At 57.0% G+C, this 17,433-nt stretch carries 23 protein-coding genes; all 23 read left to right on the top strand.

The genetic code is table 11. From position 1 onward, the window contains the following. The 23 genes from rplD to map all read left to right on the top strand — a co-directional run bounded on the left by rplD (position 1) and on the right by map (position 17,429). Positions 1–618: a 50S ribosomal protein L4 gene (gene rplD / locus HMPREF2710_RS00835; RefSeq protein ID WP_005504957.1), complete on the top strand. Its 618-nt coding sequence runs from the start codon at positions 1–3 to the stop codon at positions 616–618. After that, a complete protein-coding gene (gene rplW / locus HMPREF2710_RS00840; RefSeq protein ID WP_005504959.1) occupies positions 618–920 on the top strand; it encodes a 50S ribosomal protein L23 in 303 nt (100 codons plus the stop codon). Before rplD ends, rplW begins: the two co-directional genes overlap by 1 nt. A gap of 40 nt (positions 921–960) precedes the next feature. Further along, positions 961–1,797: a 50S ribosomal protein L2 gene (gene rplB, locus HMPREF2710_RS00845; RefSeq protein WP_005504961.1), complete on the top strand. Its 837-nt coding sequence runs from the start codon at positions 961–963 to the stop codon at positions 1,795–1,797. Between the two features lie 12 nt (positions 1,798–1,809). Next, positions 1,810–2,091 (top strand): 30S ribosomal protein S19, encoded by a 282-nt coding sequence (gene rpsS, locus HMPREF2710_RS00850; protein ID WP_004005282.1) that lies wholly within the window; start codon positions 1,810–1,812, stop codon positions 2,089–2,091. Between the two features lie 60 nt (positions 2,092–2,151). Continuing rightward, a complete protein-coding gene (rplV, locus tag HMPREF2710_RS00855; RefSeq protein ID WP_005504964.1) occupies positions 2,152–2,517 on the top strand; it encodes a 50S ribosomal protein L22 in 366 nt (121 codons plus the stop codon). Further along, complete coding sequence (gene rpsC / locus HMPREF2710_RS00860) at positions 2,518–3,315, top strand: 30S ribosomal protein S3 (protein WP_005504966.1); 798 nt, start codon at positions 2,518–2,520, stop codon at positions 3,313–3,315. Continuing rightward, positions 3,316–3,735 (top strand): 50S ribosomal protein L16, encoded by a 420-nt coding sequence (rplP, locus tag HMPREF2710_RS00865; protein WP_005504968.1) that lies wholly within the window; start codon positions 3,316–3,318, stop codon positions 3,733–3,735. A 5-nt stretch (positions 3,736–3,740) separates the two neighbouring features. Further along, positions 3,741–3,980 carry a 50S ribosomal protein L29 gene (gene rpmC / locus HMPREF2710_RS00870; protein WP_005504969.1) on the top strand — a complete coding sequence of 80 codons (240 nt, stop codon included), beginning with the start codon at positions 3,741–3,743 and terminating at the stop codon, positions 3,978–3,980. Then, positions 3,977–4,249 (top strand): 30S ribosomal protein S17, encoded by a 273-nt coding sequence (gene rpsQ, locus HMPREF2710_RS00875; protein ID WP_012903053.1) that lies wholly within the window; start codon positions 3,977–3,979, stop codon positions 4,247–4,249. Before rpmC ends, rpsQ begins: the two co-directional genes overlap by 4 nt. Positions 4,250–4,738: 489 nt before the next feature. Further along, the gene (locus HMPREF2710_RS00880; RefSeq protein ID WP_070599025.1) at positions 4,739–7,495 is read left to right on the top strand and encodes a Vgb family protein; all 2,757 of its coding nucleotides are present in this window, start codon (positions 4,739–4,741) and stop codon (positions 7,493–7,495) included. Positions 7,496–8,863: 1,368 nt separating this feature from the next. Continuing rightward, positions 8,864–9,640, top strand: a complete 777-nt coding sequence (locus HMPREF2710_RS00885; protein WP_246824507.1) for a YncE family protein — start codon at positions 8,864–8,866, stop codon at positions 9,638–9,640. A gap of 681 nt (positions 9,641–10,321) precedes the next feature. Further along, entirely contained in the window at positions 10,322–10,693 is a 372-nt protein-coding gene (gene rplN, locus HMPREF2710_RS00890) for a 50S ribosomal protein L14 (RefSeq protein WP_005504986.1), read from the top strand. A gap of 3 nt (positions 10,694–10,696) precedes the next feature. Further along, complete coding sequence (gene rplX, locus HMPREF2710_RS00895) at positions 10,697–11,032, top strand: 50S ribosomal protein L24 (RefSeq protein ID WP_005504988.1); 336 nt, start codon at positions 10,697–10,699, stop codon at positions 11,030–11,032. Beyond that, complete coding sequence (gene rplE / locus HMPREF2710_RS00900; RefSeq protein ID WP_005505001.1) at positions 11,032–11,592, top strand: 50S ribosomal protein L5; 561 nt, start codon at positions 11,032–11,034, stop codon at positions 11,590–11,592. Before rplX ends, rplE begins: the two co-directional genes overlap by 1 nt. Positions 11,593–11,665: 73 nt before the next feature. Beyond that, positions 11,666–12,064 (top strand): 30S ribosomal protein S8, encoded by a 399-nt coding sequence (rpsH, locus tag HMPREF2710_RS00905; RefSeq protein WP_005505003.1) that lies wholly within the window; start codon positions 11,666–11,668, stop codon positions 12,062–12,064. 27 nt (positions 12,065–12,091) lie between these two features. Beyond that, positions 12,092–12,628: a 50S ribosomal protein L6 gene (rplF, locus tag HMPREF2710_RS00910; protein ID WP_005505004.1), complete on the top strand. Its 537-nt coding sequence runs from the start codon at positions 12,092–12,094 to the stop codon at positions 12,626–12,628. A gap of 2 nt (positions 12,629–12,630) precedes the next feature. Further along, the gene (rplR, locus tag HMPREF2710_RS00915) at positions 12,631–12,990 is read left to right on the top strand and encodes a 50S ribosomal protein L18 (protein ID WP_005505006.1); all 360 of its coding nucleotides are present in this window, start codon (positions 12,631–12,633) and stop codon (positions 12,988–12,990) included. Positions 12,991–13,019: 29 nt separating this feature from the next. Beyond that, entirely contained in the window at positions 13,020–13,664 is a 645-nt protein-coding gene (rpsE, locus tag HMPREF2710_RS00920; RefSeq protein ID WP_171840195.1) for a 30S ribosomal protein S5, read from the top strand. Between the two features lie 2 nt (positions 13,665–13,666). Beyond that, positions 13,667–13,873: a 50S ribosomal protein L30 gene (rpmD, locus tag HMPREF2710_RS00925; protein ID WP_004005265.1), complete on the top strand. Its 207-nt coding sequence runs from the start codon at positions 13,667–13,669 to the stop codon at positions 13,871–13,873. A 2-nt stretch (positions 13,874–13,875) separates the two neighbouring features. Next, positions 13,876–14,322, top strand: coding sequence for a 50S ribosomal protein L15 (gene rplO, locus HMPREF2710_RS00930; RefSeq protein ID WP_005505008.1), 447 nt, complete (start codon positions 13,876–13,878; stop codon positions 14,320–14,322). 280 nt (positions 14,323–14,602) lie between these two features. Beyond that, on the top strand, positions 14,603–15,910 hold the full coding sequence (secY, locus tag HMPREF2710_RS00935; RefSeq protein ID WP_012903060.1) for a preprotein translocase subunit SecY: 1,308 nt from the start codon (positions 14,603–14,605) through the stop codon (positions 15,908–15,910). After that, a complete protein-coding gene (locus tag HMPREF2710_RS00940) occupies positions 15,907–16,470 on the top strand; it encodes an adenylate kinase (RefSeq protein ID WP_005505015.1) in 564 nt (187 codons plus the stop codon). The genes secY and HMPREF2710_RS00940 overlap by 4 nt, the downstream gene beginning before the upstream one ends. 119 nt (positions 16,471–16,589) lie before the next feature. Continuing rightward, positions 16,590–17,429, top strand: coding sequence for a type I methionyl aminopeptidase (map, locus tag HMPREF2710_RS00945; RefSeq protein WP_049341779.1), 840 nt, complete (start codon positions 16,590–16,592; stop codon positions 17,427–17,429). Positions 17,430–17,433 lie beyond the last annotated feature (4 nt).

Here is a 17,433-nt window from a genome sequence, read left to right on the forward strand (position 1 = left end):
ATGGCTGTTAAGACCCTTAAGGTAGACCTGCCCGCAGAGATTTTCGACGCGCAGGCATCCGTGCCCCTGCTGCACCAGGTTGTCGTTGCACAGCTCGCTGCTGCACGCCAGGGCACCCACAAGACCAAGAACCGCGGCGAGGTTTCCGGCGCAGGCCGTAAGCCCTTCAAGCAGAAGGGCACCGGTAACGCACGTCAGGGCTCCATCCGCGCACCGCACATGACCGGCGGTGGCGTTGTTCACGGTCCGACCCCGCGTAACTACGCACAGCGCACCCCCAAGAAGATGATTGCCGCTGCACTGCGCGGTGCTCTCTCCGATCGCGCTCGTCACGACCGCGTCCACGTTGTCGAGAACTTCATCTCCGGTGAAACCCCCTCGACCAAGGCTGCAAAGGCTGCATTCGCAGCTATCACCGAGCGCAAGAACATCCTTCTTGTGATTGCTCGTGCAGAGGACGTTGTGGCTCTGTCCGCACGTAACCTGGAGAACGTCCACGTTCTGTACGCAGACCAGCTCAACACCTACGATGTGCTGGTTTCGGACGACGTGGTCTTCACCAAGGCAGCATTCGACGCATTCGTTGCTGCAGCTCAGAAGAAGGAGGGCGCTAAGTAATGAGCGTTTCCACCAAGTCTGTATACGACGTGATCATTGCTCCCGTCGTTTCCGAGAAGAGCTACGGTCAGCTCGACGAAGGTAAGTACACCTTCGAGGTCGCAACCGATTCCAACAAGCTGGAAATCAAGCAGGCCATCGAGAAGATCTTTGACGTCAAGGTTGCTTCCGTCAACACCATCAACCGTCAGGGCAAGCGCAAGCGCACCCGTTTCGGTTGGGGCGCTCGCAAGAACACCAAGCGTGCGATTGTGACCCTCAAGGAAGGCACCATCGACATCTTCGGCGGTCCGCAGGCATAAGCCCCGCGGAGACCACTTTAACGAAGGAAGAAATATCTAAATGGGTATTCGTAAGTACAAGCCGACGACCCCGGGTCGCCGCGGTTCGAGCGTTGCTGATTTCTCCGAGATCACCCGCTCCACCCCGGAAAAGTCCCTGCTTCGTCCGCTTCACAAGACCGGCGGCCGTAACAACACCGGCCGCATCACCACCCGTCACAAGGGTGGCGGCCACAAGCGCCAGTACCGTCTGATCGACTTCCGTCGTCACGACAAGGACGGCGTTAACGCACGCGTTGCGCACATCGAGTACGATCCCAACCGTACCGCTCGCATCGCGCTGCTGCACTACTTCGATGGTTCCAAGCGCTACATCATCGCTCCGAACAAGCTCGCTCAGGGCGACATCGTCGAGTCCGGCCCCGCAGCTGACATCAAGCCCGGTAACAACCTGCCCCTGCGCAACATCCCCGTTGGTACCGTGATTCACTGTGTCGAGCTCCGCCCCGGTGGCGGCGCAAAGCTGGCTCGTTCCGCAGGTGCTTCTGTACAGCTGGTTGCTAAGGAAGGCAAGTACGGTCAGCTCCGTCTGCCCTCCGGCGAAATCCGCAACGTGGATGTTCGCTGCCGCGCAACCGTTGGTGAAGTTGGCAACGCTGAGCAGTCCAACATCAACTGGGGTAAGGCAGGCCGTAACCGCTGGAAGGGCATCCGCCCGACCGTCCGTGGTGTGGTCATGAACCCGGTTGACCACCCGCACGGTGGTGGTGAAGGTAAGACCTCCGGTGGTCGTCACCCGGTTAACCCCAACGGTAAGCCCGAGGGTCGTACCCGCCGTCCCAACAAGGAAAGCGACAAGCTCATCGTTCGTCGCCGTCGTACTGGCAAGAAGCGCTAAGGAGCCTGAAACATGCCTCGTAGTTTGAAGAAGGGCCCTTTCGTTGATCAGCACCTCTACCTGAAGGTTGCAGCTCAGAACGAGAAGGGCACCAAGAACGTAATCAAGACTTGGTCGCGTCGCTCGATGATTATCCCCGACATGCTCGGTCACACCATCGCAGTGTACGACGGTCGCAAGCACGTGCCGGTGTTCATCACCGAGTCGATGGTTGGTCACAAGCTCGGTGAGTTTGCTCCGACCCGCACTTTCCGCAGCCACGTGAAGGACGACCGTAAGGGTAAGCGTCGCTAATCGGTTCATACCGATAAGCTAACGTTTCCCTTTCGGCAATAGACGAAAGAGAGATAGGCAATGGAAGCCAAGGCATCAGCGCGTTTCGTTCGCGTTACGCCTATGAAGGCCCGCCGTGTCGTCAACCTGATCCGTGGTAAGCAGGCGGAAGAGGCTCTGGCGATTCTGAAGTTCGCCCCCCAGGCAGCTTCGGAACCGGTATACAAGATCGTTGCTTCGGCAGTAGCTAACGCTCGTCAGAAGGCAACCCAGCAGGGTCTGCCCTTCCGCGAGGAAGAGCTGTTCATCAGCGAAGCATTCGTGAACGAGGGCCCGACCATGAAGCGCATTCAGCCCCGCGCTCAGGGTCGCGCATACCGAATCAACAAGCGCACCAGCCACATCACCGTGGTAGTTGCTACCCCGGAGAAGGAGGAGGACCGCTAAATGGGTCAGAAAATTCACCCGAACGGTTTCCGACTGGGCATCACCACTGACCACGTCTCCAAGTGGTTCGCTGATTCCAACAAGCCCGGCGAGCGTTACGCTGACTTCGTCCGCGAGGACGTAAAGATCCGCGAGCTGCTGGCAAAGAACCTGGATCGCGCAGGCGTTGCAAAGGTCGAGATTGAGCGTACCCGTGACCGCGTGCGTGTGGACATCCACACCGCTCGTCCTGGTATCGTGATTGGCCGCCGTGGCGCAGAAGCAGACCGCATCCGCGGCGAGCTCGAGAAGCTCACCAACAAGCAGATTCAGCTGAACATCCTCGAGGTTGCTAACCCCGACCTCTCCGCTCAGCTGGTTGCACAGAGCATCGCAGAGCAGCTCGCATCGCGTGTTGCATTCCGACGTGCAATGAAGAAGGCAATCCAGTCCGCACAGCGTGCAGGCGCAAAGGGTATCCGTATCCAGTGCTCCGGCCGTCTGGGTGGCGCTGAAATGTCCCGTTCCGAGTTCTACCGCGAAGGCCGTGTGCCCCTGCACACCCTGCGTGCGAACATCGACTACGGCTTCTTCGAGGCTAAGACCACCTTCGGTCGCATCGGCGTGAAGGTCTGGATCTACAAGGGCGACCTGACCGACAAGGAGCTGGCAGCTCAGCAGGCAGCAAACAACCGCCGTGGCAACCGCCGCGATGGTGACCGCCGCCGCCAGGGCAACCGTGGTCCTCGTCGCGAGCGCCGCAACGAGAACGCTTCGGCAAAGGTCGAGGCCAAGACTGCAGAGAACGGTGAGGCATAAATGCTTATTCCCCGTCGAGTAAAGTACCGCAAGCAGCACCACCCCAAGCGTAGTGGTCTCGCAAAGGGCGGCACCGAGGTTAGCTTCGGTGAGTGGGGCATTCAGGCCCTGTCGCCCGCATACGTGACCAACCGCCAGATTGAGGCTGCACGTATCGCAATGACCCGTCACATCAAGCGTGGCGGTAAGGTCTGGATCAACATTTATCCCGACCGTCCGCTGACCAAGAAGCCTGCTGAAACCCGTATGGGTTCCGGTAAGGGTTCGCCCGAGTGGTGGGTCGCAAATGTCAAGCCGGGTCGAGTCATGTTTGAACTCTCCGGTGTGTCCGAAGAAGTGGCTCGCGAGGCAATGCGCCTGGCAATCCACAAGCTCCCGATGAAGGCACGTGTTGTGCGTCGCCGCGAAGGTGGTGAATAAGCGAGATGGCAGTAGGATCCAAGGACCTGAGCATCGATAAGCTCGCAGAGCTCTCCAACGAAGAGCTGGCTGCAAAGCTGAGCGAAGCGAAGAAGGAACTCTTCAACATCCGCTTCCAGGAAGTCACCGGTCAGGCTAACGCAGGTCGTCGCCGCACTATCAAGCGCGACATCGCACGTATCTACACCGTGCTGCGTGAGCGCGAGCTCGGTATTCGTCCCGCAACTGAAGGTGAGTCCAAGTGAGTGAAGTAAAGAACGAAGAGCGCGGCTACCGCAAGACCCGCCGCGGCTACGTTGTCTCCGACAAGATGGACAAGACCGTTGTCGTCGAGGTCGAGGACCACGTGAAGCACGCACTGTACGGCAAGGTCGTTCGCCGTAGCTCCAAGATCAAGGCACACGACGAGCAGAACACTGCTGGTATCGGTGACCTCGTTCTGATTGCAGAGACCCGTCCGCTGTCCGCTTCCAAGCGCTGGCGTATCGTGGAGATCATCGAGAAGGCTAAGTAAGCCCTCTAATGACTCTCTGCTAGAGCAATAAAAGGAGCCCTCTCCTACTTAGGTAGGAGAGGGCTCCTTTGCGTTTAACCTTTATTCGGGAGAACTCAGCGGGAAGTTCTGTGAGCTACAGAATCAACGATAGAAGTCATGAAATGCCGAATAAATATTTGTCATAAAACTTTTGAAGATGTCATACAGAAAAGTGGTTACTTTTACCGGACAACGCTATCAAAGAGCCACGTAGCTTGAGCTGGAGGAAGAAATCCCCTTGTGGAGCGTGTATGCGGGGCTTTAGGGAGGATAGCGACGGTGGCTAAAAGAGTCGTGAGAAGCGTGGGCGCTGATAATAGCTGCTTGAAAATAACCTAACGAGGCACTTATTATCAACTTTATAGTTGCTTAGTCTAGCCTTGCTTCATCCATAGGGGCTTAGCTACGCATCTTCCGGAGGTTGCACGACCTTTGGAGAAGTACCACTACACATCATCGAGGATCAGCATGACTTCTTCACCCAAGCCCTCACGTAAGCTGCTCGCCATTGCTGGCGCACTTTCCGTTGTCGCAGGTTCTTTCGCTGCGGTTCCCGCTACCTTTGCGGCAAACGTCTCCGCTTCCGTCCCCGGAGGAAACTCCCAGACCTCTGCTGAGGAATGCCGCCACATTGCAGTGAGCGCTACCCAGTACCAGGGCCTGCCCGGCCAGTACCAGCTGGCATACTCGGCAGCAACCTCCTCCCTCTACACCTCCTTCTCCTCCGGCCGCCCGCCGGTACTGACCGGTGGTGTCGGCACCTGGAACGTTGGATCCACCCCGAGCCTCTCCACTGTCTACCAGTTCCCGACCACCGACTTCACCGCACGTGGCGCTACCGCACCGACCGGTAAGCAGATCGAATCTCCCTACGGTATTGCCTACGACGAAGCAACCGGATACGTATGGGTGACCCAGACCCGCGTCAACAAGGTATCTGTCTTCGATCCCGCGACCAACAAGATTATCTGGAGCAGCGCAGAAGGCGAGGTCAACCACCCGCGCGAGGTACGCATCGATCCCTCCAGCGGCAAGGTCTTTGTATCTGGCTCCGGCGGCATTAGCGTCTTCGACACCACCCAGCACGCCCTGGTCAAGAAGATTGAATTCACCGACGCCAAGGGCGAATCTGACATCGCAATGAACATGCACGTGGACTCCGCTGATGGCAAGCTCTACGTACCCTCCTTGAGTGCCGGCACCGTGAAGGTAATCGACACCAAGAGCTACGAGGTTGAGAAGACTATTCAGCTGCACAAGGACAATGCTGAAGCCGACCTGAACGCCTCTGACGTCACCATCGACAAGTCTCTGAAGGAAATCTACGTCAGCTCCCAGGGTGACCGTAAGGGCACTAACTCTGGTATCACCGTCTACGACCTGGAAACCGGCGCCTACAAGAAGACCATTCCTTTCGGCTCTCAGGCTCTCGCCCTTGCCTCCGACGAAGCCCGTGACCTGCTGTACGTGACCGATTACGGTACCGGCAACGTCGGCGTTGTTGACGCACGCACCGGCACCGTTGTGTCTCAGGTGTCCACCGGCGCAACTAGCGGTGCGAATGATGTTCTGGTCACTGCAGACGGTAGCGTATACGCTGTAGCACGTAGCGTCGAAGGCGCTTCCGCTATCGAAACCGACTACACCATCGATAAGACCACCGGTGAATACCGCACCTCTAGCACCGAGCCTAAGGGCAAGGACAACGCAGATTCCCCGATTACCCCCGGCGTCATGGTGAAGATCAACACCACCGTTGAAACTGCCGCGAAGCCGGCAGTGCAGACTGCTTCTGAAGAGCTGGTGAAGACCTATGCCGACGGCGCTAAGCTCTACGCAGTGAAGGACTGGACCACCGGTGAAACCCTGAAGCTGCGTGGTGAAGGTTTCAAGACTCAGGACGGTTCGAAGGGCTCCGTGCTCGCCGTTAAGCTGAACAAGGGTCGTATCTCCGCGAAGGAAGAGCCGAAGTTCAACGGCGTTGAGGGCAACAGCGCAGGTGTTTGGGCGTACATCCAGGCAGATGAAAACGGTAACTTCACCGCTGAACTGCCGTACCCGACCACCGAGAACTCCAACCTGACGGAAAATCTGAAGAGCGGCGATAAGGTATCGGTCTTCCTGCTCTCCGGCTCCATTGTTGAAGGTGACACTCCTCGCGGTGGTGAAGCGCTCTCCGCAACTGTTGCAGAGAAGAAGGCAGACACCGCTGAGACCTGCGCACCGGCAGAAACCACCCAGGTCGCTGCTACTCCTTCTGGCGTGACTACCACTTACCCTGCCGGCACTAAGCTGAGCCTGCCGGATAGCGAACAGCCCACTCCGGCTCCGAGTGAGTCTGCTAAGCTTGAGCCGACCACTCCGGCTCCGAGCGAGTCTGCTAAGCCTGAGCCGACTACTCCGGCTCCGAGCGAGTCTGCTAAGCCCGAGCCGAGCACCCCGGCACCCTCCGAAAGCGCAAATTCCAATGAGGTTGTGCACGAGTACAAGGACGGCGCTAAGGTCTACTTCCCCAAGACTTGGGACGGCCAGAAGCTGACCTTCCACGGTGAAGGCTTCAAGACTCTGGACGGTAAGGGCTCCGTTATCGCCGTCAAGCTGAACAAGGGCGCTATTTCTGCGAAGGTAGAGCCTAAGCTCGAAGGCGTTGAAGGCAATAGCGCAGGCATCTGGGCATACATCAAGGCGGACGAAAACGGTAACTTCACCGCAACCATCGACCGCCCCACCGTGGCAAACTCTAACCTGACTGAAGAACTGAAGACCGGCGATAGCGTTGCTATCTACCTGCTCTCCGGTTCCCTGACCGAGAACGATAACGTGCGCGGTGGTGTGGCTGCAGAATACACCTTCAGCGTTGACAACCAGGCACCTGCACCGAAGGCATCCGAATCGGCTAATGCACCTGTAACTAACCCCTCTGAGGCGCCTTCCGCACCGGCAGACTCCAAGGAACAGGTAAAGGAAAACGCTAAGGATCAGTCCAAGGCTCCCGCGGATTCTTTGAAGTCTGATGCTCAGAAGAAGGACAGCACTGCACCGAAGACCTCCGGCTCTTCGTCGCAGAACGTCACCTCTTCCAACAACGGCTCCACCGCTTCGAGCTCCTCGAAGTCTTCGCTGGCTAACACCGGTGCTTCGGGCGTCGTCGTTGCTGCAGGAATTGGTGTTCTTGCACTGGTTGTTGGCGCAACTGTGCTGGTAGCACGTCGCCGCAAGGCATAGTCCGTACCCCACGGCAGCCCACGATACTACCGCACGGTAGTAGCTAAAGAGGCAGAGCGGGATCTACTAGATATTCAAGAACCCGATTGACTCTCTGAAACTGCCGATACACATTGAAAGGGGCGGTACCCATCGAAGCGATGGGTACCGCCCCTTTCAGTTTGCATATATGCCTGTTATATAGGCGGAAGGTCTAGACCAGGGTTAGAAGTAGCAGCTGGGGATGGGGAAGGGAATGAATGAGAGAAAAGGGGAGGCGCCCCCTCTGCACTCGCTCGCCCATATTTGACGAGTTAACAGCCCCAAAGAATGAAATGTAGGGTTCTAGCGCCTCAGATATAAAGAAAACCCGCACCGAAGTGCGGGTTTAGTGTCAAAGCGAGGTTCGGTCCCTAGACAAACGGATTAGCGAGGAAAAAGGGACCCAAGAAATCTGTCCGATAAGGACCGAACCTCTTATTTGACGCATGCGTCTCTTCTATTATGGTACATCTCGCTGATTTTCGCACCTTGAAGCGTGTTTATTACCAAAAAACTTGATTTTTGAAAAAACAACCCTTAATTTCTAAATTTTTAAGCAGATTTTTTCGGAACGCTGTTTTGAGGGGCTCAGAAGTGACGAAATATTACGAAATCCATGGCTCTAGACGCCTCAGGACAAGCTTATAAACTCTATAATCTGTCAATATCTCTAGATAGATGTCTTTTGTGCTGATTATATGCAGACTGCAAAGTTTTCGTTGAGTAAATCCACCTCACTCAGATCCCGGGGGAGAGCAATGAGTATTGCCGATATGGGGTATCTTGGCCACGAACGGCGCAGCGCATGGACTACGCCAGAAAAGCCTCAAAGTGGAGGGTGAAGCGTAAGATATATAACAGAAAGCTCCGGATGCTAAGCCCGCAAAATATGAGGTGAGCTAGCCTCCAACCTACACAACTCTGGAGATATCTATGGTTCCCTCAGCCTCAGGAGAAGAACAGAAGAGCACCCTGGGCGCCAACCATTTTTCTGTGGATCGTTCTGCGGGGCTCGCTGGGCAGTATCAAGTGGCATACAACCCCGAAGAGAACGTTCTTTTCGTAAGCGGAAGCTTTAATCACACGAAGACCCACGGTACTCTCTGCGCAACAATCGCACGCATAAACGCAGATACCCTGCAGATTGAGAAGACGGCTGTTCTGCCTGCTATCCCGGAAAATAACCCCGGGTTAGAGAACCTCTTCCAAATCCAGGCTGCCTACGGTCTAGCAGCAGACAACGAGCGGGAGCTTCTCTGGACCGGAGGAACCCGCACAAACTCGGTATCCGCATACTCCCAAAAAGATCTAGCGCTCGTATGGGATTCTCTCGCTCTAGGAGTGGAGATGCTAATTCCGCGTGAGCTATACGTTGCACCCAGCGGTTCCGTACTCGTGACCGGAATGGGTGGTTACCAGGTAATCGCTGCACCTAACGCAGAAGGAGAACGCGCGGTTAGCTCTCTTCAAGGGGACGGTCCCGCTATGCTACTAGGGCCCGTAGCTGATGAAGCTCGTAGCCGCCTGTACATCCCGAATACTATGCGAGATGAAATCTGGGTTGTGGACATGAATACCTGGGAGCTTGCACGCAAGCTGCCCGTAATTGGCGGGGAAGACGCCAATACTCCAGTCGGTGTTCACGGTGTGGAGATTGTTTCGACGCGCGGTGAACTATATGTCTCTGCGCAAGGGCGCGAGGGTAAGAATGGCGGTCTGTATGTTCTGAGCTTTGAGGGTGAGCACCTCGCTTATCTTCCGTTCGGAAAGATGCCCACCGATATCTTGCTCGATGCAGAACGTCACCTGCTCTATGTTGCTGATTTCGGTGGCAAGGGGGAGGCGGCAGTTGCTGGTGGCGGAACTGTTACCGTCATTAATACGCTCAATCGAGCCATTATTGACACCGTGCAGGTGGCTCCCACCCGCATTAACCACCAGGTCCTGTTGAAGGACGGGAGTGTTATTGCTGTCGATAAAGCAGGAGACTACCCCGCAGCTGAGGTTCCCTACGTGCTGGATGCAAACTCTGGCGAATACTACGAGGCTGCAGAAGAGACTCGACCGGGAGAACCTCCTCGCCCTATCGTTCGTGACGGTATCGCGAAAGTATATATGCCCTAGCTGATGAGTGAAGAGCGACTGAGAGCAGCTGATATATCAACGTAGTGCGTGCCGCGCTCTAGCCGCGCTCTAGCACTGTGCGTATGTCTGAGAGGTGGGGAGTAGGACCGGGGTGGTCTCTTGCCAGTACTGCGGCAAGTCTGTCGTGGAGGGACATTAAAGCGTAGTAAAATATTAATATCTATCTTCTTTGTTTGACACATTGTTTGATAGATTTCTCGAGGCCCCTTCAGTTTCTTATGCGTCAGGAACTACACGAAGGGGCCTCCTGCTTTAAGTGTCAAATAAGGGGCCTTCTCAATCGATGGTGATGTGGGGTATGGGGTTTTTGCTCTCTAAGCCCGGCTATCCCCAGAGATAGGGTGGAAGAGACTGAAATCATAGTCGGCAAACTCTTGCGCTACATACCTGCTTCCTGTACAGTGTTAAGACTGTGTGGCTGTATCCAAATAGCCGCACAACCACGGGCTTCTCGTGCCAGTGCATAATGCCGCTATTTACGGGTGGGATACGCCCGCTTCACGCGGGTCCAAATGCTTCTGGCATGGGTTTGCCCCAGGCGTTTCCGCTAACCCCTTCCATAGAGTTGGGGCCCGGGGCGTCAACCAATCCCGTAAAAATGTTCCGCAAGGCTGGCTCGCGCCTAAAGCGAGTCGGAACCGGCGAGACGACAGGAGAAATATGATTCAGCAGGAGTCGCGACTGAAGGTCGCCGACAACACTGGTGCGAAGGAAATCCTGACCATCCGTGTTCTCGGTGGTTCCTCGCGTCGCTACGCAGGCATTGGCGACATCATTGTCGCAACCGTCAAGGATGCAATCCCCGGCGGTACCGTAAAGAAGGGTGACGTTGTCAAGGCAGTCGTCGTCCGCACCAAGAAGGAAACCCGTCGTCCCGACGGCTCCTACATCAAGTTCGACGAGAACTCCGCAGTGATCCTGAAGAACACTGATGGTGATCCCCGTGGTACCCGTATCTTCGGCCCCGTGGGTCGTGAGCTTCGCGACAAGAAGTTCATGAAGATCGTTTCGCTGGCTCCGGAGGTGCTCTAATTCATGGCTAAGATCAAGTCCGGCGACCTGGTTCAGGTTATTTCCGGTGCAGATAAGGGCAAGCAGGGCAAGGTTCTGAAGGTTCTCCCCAAGGAAAACCGCGTGATTGTTGAGGGCGTCAAGGTCGTCACCAAGCACACCAAGGCTAACCCCCTGACCGGCGCAGCAGGCGGCATTCAGAAGGTTGAGGCACCGATCCACGTTTCTAACGTTGCGATTGTTGACCCCGAGACCAAGAAGCCGACCCGTGTTGGTTTCCGCCTCGAGACTGTAGAGCGTGACGGCAAGGAGCGCACCGTTCGCGTGCGCGTTGCTAAGCGTTCGGGTAAGGACATCTAATGACCGAAACCAAGATCACCCCCCGCTTCAAGACCAAGTACGCTGAGGTCGTCGTTCCCGCTCTGCAGGAAGAGTTCAAGTACGAGAACGTCATGCAGACCCCGAAGATCGTTAAGGTCGTCGTAAACATGGGTGTTGGCGAGGCAGCTCGCGACGCAAAGCTCATGGACGGCGCAATCCGCGATCTCACCGCAATCACCGGTCAGAAGCCGATTGTTACCCGCGCTAAGAAGTCCATCGCACAGTTCAAGCTGCGCGAAGGTATGCCCATCGGCGCACACGTCACCCTGCGTGGCGACCGCATGTGGGAATTCCTGGACCGCCTCGTCACCCTGGCACTGCCCCGAATCCGCGACTTCCGCGGCCTCTCGGACCGCCAGTTCGACGGTAATGGTAACTACACCTTCGGTCTGACCGAGCAGTCCATGTTCCACGAAATCGATCAGGACTCGATCGACCGCGTGCGTGGTATGGACATCACCGTGGTGACCTCCGCGAAGACCGACGAAGAAGGCCGTGCAATCTTGAAGGCACTGGGCTTCCCGTTCAAGACCAACTAACGACTACGTTGTAGGTCCAGACCCCGTTACCGCGGGGTAGGGAAACCACAACGAGGAAGGGCTAAAGCCCACAATGACTATGACTGATCCGGTCGCAGATATGCTGACCCGTTTGCGTAACGCAAACTCCGCATACCACGACACCGTATCCATGCCCTACTCCAAGCTGAAGGCTCGCATTGCTGAGATCCTGAAGGCTGAGGGCTACATCGCCGACGTGAAGGTTGAGGATGCAAAGGTCGGCAAGACCCTGACCCTCGTCCTCAAGTACGGTCCGTCCCGCGAGCGTTCCATCGCTGGCGTGCGTCGTATTTCCAAGCCGGGCCTGCGTACCTACGCAAAGTCCACCAACCTGCCCCAGGTTCTGGGTGGCCTCGGCATCGCAATCCTGTCCACCTCTTCGGGTCTGCTCACTGACAAGCAGGCTGCGAAGAAGGGCGTGGGCGGCGAAGTCATCGCTTACATCTGGTAGTCGGTTAGAAGAGAAAGGAAGAGAATAATGTCACGTATTGGACGTCTCCCCATCTCGGTTCCCGCCGGCGTTGAGGTTAAGGTCGATGGCAACCTGGTTACCGTTAAGGGCCCGAAGGGCGAGCTCTCCCACAAGGTAGCTTCCCCCATCACCGTGGCTCTGAACGAAAACGAGATCGTTGTATCTCGTCCGAACGACGAGCGCCTGTCTCGCTCGCTGCACGGTCTGACTCGTACCCTGATTCAGAACCTGATTATCGGCGTTACCTCCGGCTACGAAAAGAAGCTGGAAATCGTTGGTACCGGTTACCGTGTGACCCCGAAGGGTAACGACCTGGAGTTCGCTCTGGGCTACTCCCACCCGATCAACATCACCGCTCCCGAGGGTATTACCTTCGCAGTGGAGGGTGCTAACAAGCTGACCGTGTCGGGTATCGACAAGCAGCTCGTTGGTCAGGTTGCAGCAAACATTCGTGGTCTGCGTAAGCCCGATCCCTACAAGGGTAAGGGTGTTCGCTACGCAGGTGAGCACATCCGCCGCAAGGTCGGAAAGGCTGGTAAGTAAACATGGCTATCAAGTCGAAGGCAGCGCAGCGTGCACGTCGTCACGCTCGCATCCGCAAGTACGTTTCGGGTACCGCTGCGCGTCCGCGCCTGTGCGTCACCCGTTCGACCCGTCACATGTTCGTTCAGGTTATCGACGATGTCAAGGGCGTAACCCTGGCATCCGCTTCCACCATGGAAGCAGAGCTGCGTGCAGCTGACCTGGACAAGACCGCTAAGGCAAAGCGCGTTGGTGAGCTCGTAGCAGAGCGCGCCAAGGCAGCTGGTGTTGAGGCAGTCGTGTTCGACCGCGGTGGTAACAAGTACCACGGCCGTGTTGCAGCCGTTGCTGACGGTGCACGCGAGGGAGGTCTTGCACTCTAATGAGCGAGCAGAACGTAAAGGAAACTCAGGTGAGCGAAGCAGTAGTAGCTGAAACCGCTGAGACCTCCAACCAGCGCGAGGAGCGCCGCAACAACCGCGGCGAGCGTCGTGGCCGTGGTGAGCGCCGTAACAACCGCGCTCGCGAGGAGGAGAAGGACAAGTACATCGAGCGCGTTGTGACCATCAACCGCGTTTCCAAGGTCGTCAAGGGTGGTCGTCGCTTCAGCTTCACCGCACTGGTCGTCGTTGGTGACGGTAACGGCCTGGTCGGCGTTGGCTACGGTAAGGCTAAGGAAGTTCCCGCAGCAATCTCCAAGGGTGTCGAGGAAGCAAAGAAGAACTTCTTCCGCGTTCCCCGCATCGAAGGCCGCACCATCCCGCACCGTGTGCAGGGTGAGGCAGCTGCAGGCGTTGTGATGCTCCGCCCGGCAACCGCTGGTACCGGTGTTATCGCAGGTGGCCCCGTGCGTGCAGTACTCGAGTGCGCAGGCATTCACGACGTGCTGTCCAAGTCGCTCGGTTCCTCCAACCAGATCAACATCGTTCACGCAACTGTTGCAGCACTCAAGGAGCTCGAGGAGCCCCTGGCAGTGGCAGCCCGCCGTGGCCTGCCCACCGATGAGGTTATCCCCAGCTACCTGCGCAACACCAAGTCTGAAAAGGCAGGTGCGTAGTAATGGCCAAGCGTATTCAGCCCAGCGACGCAAAGCTGGAAATCACCCAGGTCAAGTCCTATGTTGGTCAGAAGCAGAACATGCGCGACACCCTGCGTTCCCTGGGCCTCAAGCGCCCCGGCAACAAGGTAGTCCGCACTGCTGACCCCGTCACCGTTGGCATGGTTAACACCGTTGCTCACCTGGTGAAGGTTGAGGAGGTCAAGTAAAGATGGCAGAAGCTATCAAGATTCACGATCTGCGCCCGGCACCGGGTGCCCACAAGGCAAAGACCCGCGTTGGCCGCGGTGAAGGCTCCAAGGGTAAGACCGCAGGTCGCGGTACCAAGGGTACCAAGGCACGTTACCAGGTTCGTGCAGGCTTCGAAGGCGGCCAGCTGCCGCTGCACATGCGCCTGCCGAAGCTGCGCGGCTTCAAGAACCCCTTCCGCACCGAGTACCAGGTTGTTAACCTGGACCGCATCCAGGAACTGTTCCCCAACGGTGGCGACGTCACCGTCGAGGCACTGGTTGCTAAGGGTGCCGTTCGCAAGAACGAGCTCGTGAAGGTTCTGGGCAACGGCGAAATCTCCGTCAAGGTGAACGTTGTTGTTGACAAGGCATCGGCTTCCGCTATTGAGAAGATCGAGGCCGCTGGCGGTTCTGTAACCGTTAAGTAGTCTTCAAGACGAGAAAGCCCCCGTCCGTACACTGTACGGCGGGGGCTTTTTGCTGCTCGGAAAGACTCACAACGGGATATATTCCTGTATTCGTATATTTGAACGCTTGGTGTGCGCCACATTTGGCGTTCAAAAATCACGCTAAGAGAATATAAAAGCTACATAATCTGCTAGGGAGTTATCGTTACCCGCTCCAAACACGATAGACTGGAAGATGTGTTTACTGCGCCCTAAAACTCTTTGAGAGGGATGGGCGCCCCATAGACTTACAGGAGGACATGTGCTGAGCGCATTCGGGCGAGTCGTCAAGACCGCCGATTTGCGGCGTAAGCTGCTGTTTACCCTGGCAATGATTGTGCTGTACCGCGTGGGCACTTTCATCCCCGCGCCAGGCGTTTCCTACGGAAATGTACAGCAGTGTCTGAACGCCAATGTTACAAGCGGTGGCGTCTACGATATCGTCAACCTCTTCAGTGGTGGCGCACTGCTGCAGCTTTCGATCTTTGCCCTCGGCGTGATGCCGTACATTACCGCGTCCATTATCATCCAGCTGCTACGCGTGGTCATCCCGCGATTCCAGGAGCTGCACGATGAGGGCGCGCAGGGTCAGGCAAAGCTCACCCAGTACACCCGCTACCTGACCATCGCTCTTGCTCTGCTGAATGCAACCACCATCGTCTCGATGGCACGCTCTGGCGTTCTGCTGGGTAACTGCCCGGGCATCATCCCCCAGGACGACGTACTGCACATCCTGCTGATTATCGTCACCCTGTGTGCAGGTACCACCGTCATCATGTGGATGGGTGAGCAGATTACCGAGCGTGGCGTCGGCAACGGTATGTCCCTGCTGATCTTCACCTCCATCGCTTCCTCCTTCCCGAGCGCTCTGGGCTCCATCCAGCGCACCCACGGTTGGGGTATCTTCGCGGCTGTCTGCGGTATTGGCCTGCTGGTCATGCTTGCCGTGGTCTACGTGGAACAGTCCGTTCGCCGTATCCCCGTGCAGTATGCAAAGCGCATGATTGGTCGACGCACCATTGGCGGCACCAGCACCTACATCCCGCTGAAGGTCAACATGGCCGGCGTGATCCCGCTGATCTTCGCGTCCTCCCTGCTGACCCTGCCCGGCCTGATTGCCCAGTTCAACACCCCCACCGACGGCTCCACCCCGCCGGACTGGGTCAACTGGATTAACGCATACCTGGTGCGCGGCGATCACCCGCTGTACATTGCTCTCTACTTCTTCATGATTATTGGCTTCGCGTACTTCTACGTGGCGGTCACCTTCGACCCGGTAGAAGTAGCGGACAATATGAAGAAGTACGGTGGCTTCATTCCCGGCATCCGTGCGGGTAAGCCCACCGCGCGTTACCTCAGCTACGTACTCAACCGAATTACGTTGCCTGGCGCACTTTACCTGGGTGTAATTTCCATGATTCCCCTGGTAGCGCTTATCCTATTCAACGCAAACCAGAATTTCCCGTTCGGCGGCGCCTCGCTGCTGATCGTGGTGGGTGTTGGTCTTGATACTCTCAAGCAGATCAACGCTCAGCTCCAACAACGAAACTACGAAGGACTGCTCCGATGAACCGTCTGCTCATCGTCGGCCCTCCCGGTGCAGGTAAGGGCACCCAGGCCGTCAAGATCGCTGAAGCGCTGAAGATTCCCGCGATTTCCACCGGTGATATCTTCCGTAAGAACATCAAGGAAGAGACCGAGCTGGGCAAGGAAGCGAAGTCGTACATCGACTCCGGCAACCTGGTTCCCGACTCTGTCACCAACAACATGGTGCGCGCACGTCTGGAGGAAAGCGACGTCGTCAACGGCTTCCTGCTCGACGGCTACCCCCGCAACACCTCCCAGGTGCACGAGCTAGACTCCATCCTCGAAGCCAAGGGTGAGAAGATCGATCGAGTTCTCCTGCTGGTTGCAGACAACGACGAACTCGTTGAGCGTCTGCTCAACCGCGCAGCAGAGCAGGGTCGTACCGATGACAACGAAGAGGTCATTCGTCACCGCCTGAAGGTCTACGAAGAAGAGACCGCACCGCTGATCGCAATCTACCGCGAACGCGGCATCGTCAAGGAAGTTAACGGCCTCGGCGAGATTGCTGAAGTCACCGAGCGCATCCTCGACGCTCTGAAGTAATCTTCTGCTGTACCCCCGCAATTTGAGGTGCATGATGCATCACAAAGACTTGCGGGGGTACAGTGCTGTCTGTAGAGTTCTAAGCTTGGGCGCACCGCCCCTATACCTAAGGAGCCAGAATGGCACGAGTCGAAATTAAAACCAATGCACAGCTTCAGCAGATGGCTCGTGCAGGAGTCATCACCAGCCGCGCGCTCGATGCGGCAGTGGCGGCAGCTCGCCCCGGCGCAACCACCGCAGAGGTGAACGCCGCTTTTGAACGCACCATGCTGGAACTGGGTGGCACCTCCAACTTCTACGGCTACTACGACTACCCGGCAACCGTATGCACCTCCGTCAACCATGAGGTCGTTCACGGCATCCCCGGCGACTACGTGCTCAAGGACGGCGACATCCTTTCTATCGACGGTGGCGCATACGTTATCGACCCCGCAACCAACCGCCAGTGGCACGGCGACTCGGCACGTACTGTGCTGGTCGGTGACAATGTGAGCGAAGCACGCGCAGAGCTCTCCGCCGTCACTCGCGAGGCAATGTGGCACGGCATCGCCGCTCTGGCAACCGCAAAGAAGGTCGGCGAAATCGGCCTTGCCATCGAAGCATATGTGACCGAAGAATACGGCGATAAGTACGGCATTATTGAAGACTACGTGGGCCACGGCATCGGTTCCCAGATGCATATGGCACCGGACGTACTGAACTACGCAGTGCGTGACATGGGGCCGAAGATCAAGCCCGGCATGGCTTTCGCTATTGAGCCGATGCTTGTGACTGGTTCCATCGAGACCAAGGTGCTCTCCGACGACTGGACCGTTGTAACCGTTGACGGCTCCGATGCCTGCCAGTGGGAGCACTCCGTTGCTGTGCATAGCGAAGGTATCTGGGTCCTGACTGCAGAAGACGGTGGTGCAAGCGAACTTGCTCGCTTTGGCGTAACCCCGGTTCCGATCCCCGCCTAAGTCC

The organism is Rothia sp. HMSC069D01 (assembly GCF_001810135.1).
Lineage (GTDB): Bacteria > Actinomycetota > Actinomycetes > Actinomycetales > Micrococcaceae > Rothia.

Excerpts from the sequence above, each read along its gene's own strand:
- rplN (WP_005504986.1), top strand. The coding sequence starts at position 10,322 with ATGATTCAGCAGGAGTCGCGACTGAAGGTCGCCGACAACACTGGTGCG.
- HMPREF2710_RS00940 (WP_005505015.1), top strand. The coding sequence starts at position 15,907 with ATGAACCGTCTGCTCATCGTCGGCCCTCCCGGTGCAGGTAAGGGCACC.
- rpmD (WP_004005265.1), top strand. The coding sequence starts at position 13,667 with ATGGCCAAGCGTATTCAGCCCAGCGACGCAAAGCTGGAAATCACCCAG.
- map (WP_049341779.1), top strand. The coding sequence starts at position 16,590 with ATGGCACGAGTCGAAATTAAAACCAATGCACAGCTTCAGCAGATGGCT.
- rpsS (WP_004005282.1), top strand. The coding sequence starts at position 1,810 with ATGCCTCGTAGTTTGAAGAAGGGCCCTTTCGTTGATCAGCACCTCTAC.
- rplW (WP_005504959.1), top strand. The coding sequence starts at position 618 with ATGAGCGTTTCCACCAAGTCTGTATACGACGTGATCATTGCTCCCGTC.
- rplF (WP_005505004.1), top strand. The coding sequence starts at position 12,092 with ATGTCACGTATTGGACGTCTCCCCATCTCGGTTCCCGCCGGCGTTGAG.
- rplB (WP_005504961.1), top strand. The coding sequence starts at position 961 with ATGGGTATTCGTAAGTACAAGCCGACGACCCCGGGTCGCCGCGGTTCG.
- rpmC (WP_005504969.1), top strand. The coding sequence starts at position 3,741 with ATGGCAGTAGGATCCAAGGACCTGAGCATCGATAAGCTCGCAGAGCTC.
- rplO (WP_005505008.1), top strand. The coding sequence starts at position 13,876 with ATGGCAGAAGCTATCAAGATTCACGATCTGCGCCCGGCACCGGGTGCC.
- rpsH (WP_005505003.1), top strand. The coding sequence starts at position 11,666 with ATGACTATGACTGATCCGGTCGCAGATATGCTGACCCGTTTGCGTAAC.
- rplX (WP_005504988.1), top strand. The coding sequence starts at position 10,697 with ATGGCTAAGATCAAGTCCGGCGACCTGGTTCAGGTTATTTCCGGTGCA.
- rplR (WP_005505006.1), top strand. The coding sequence starts at position 12,631 with ATGGCTATCAAGTCGAAGGCAGCGCAGCGTGCACGTCGTCACGCTCGC.
- rplE (WP_005505001.1), top strand. The coding sequence starts at position 11,032 with ATGACCGAAACCAAGATCACCCCCCGCTTCAAGACCAAGTACGCTGAG.
- HMPREF2710_RS00885 (WP_246824507.1), top strand. The coding sequence starts at position 8,864 with ATGCTAATTCCGCGTGAGCTATACGTTGCACCCAGCGGTTCCGTACTC.
- HMPREF2710_RS00880 (WP_070599025.1), top strand. The coding sequence starts at position 4,739 with ATGACTTCTTCACCCAAGCCCTCACGTAAGCTGCTCGCCATTGCTGGC.
- rplD (WP_005504957.1), top strand. The coding sequence starts at position 1 with ATGGCTGTTAAGACCCTTAAGGTAGACCTGCCCGCAGAGATTTTCGAC.
- rplP (WP_005504968.1), top strand. The coding sequence starts at position 3,316 with ATGCTTATTCCCCGTCGAGTAAAGTACCGCAAGCAGCACCACCCCAAG.
- rpsC (WP_005504966.1), top strand. The coding sequence starts at position 2,518 with ATGGGTCAGAAAATTCACCCGAACGGTTTCCGACTGGGCATCACCACT.
- rplV (WP_005504964.1), top strand. The coding sequence starts at position 2,152 with ATGGAAGCCAAGGCATCAGCGCGTTTCGTTCGCGTTACGCCTATGAAG.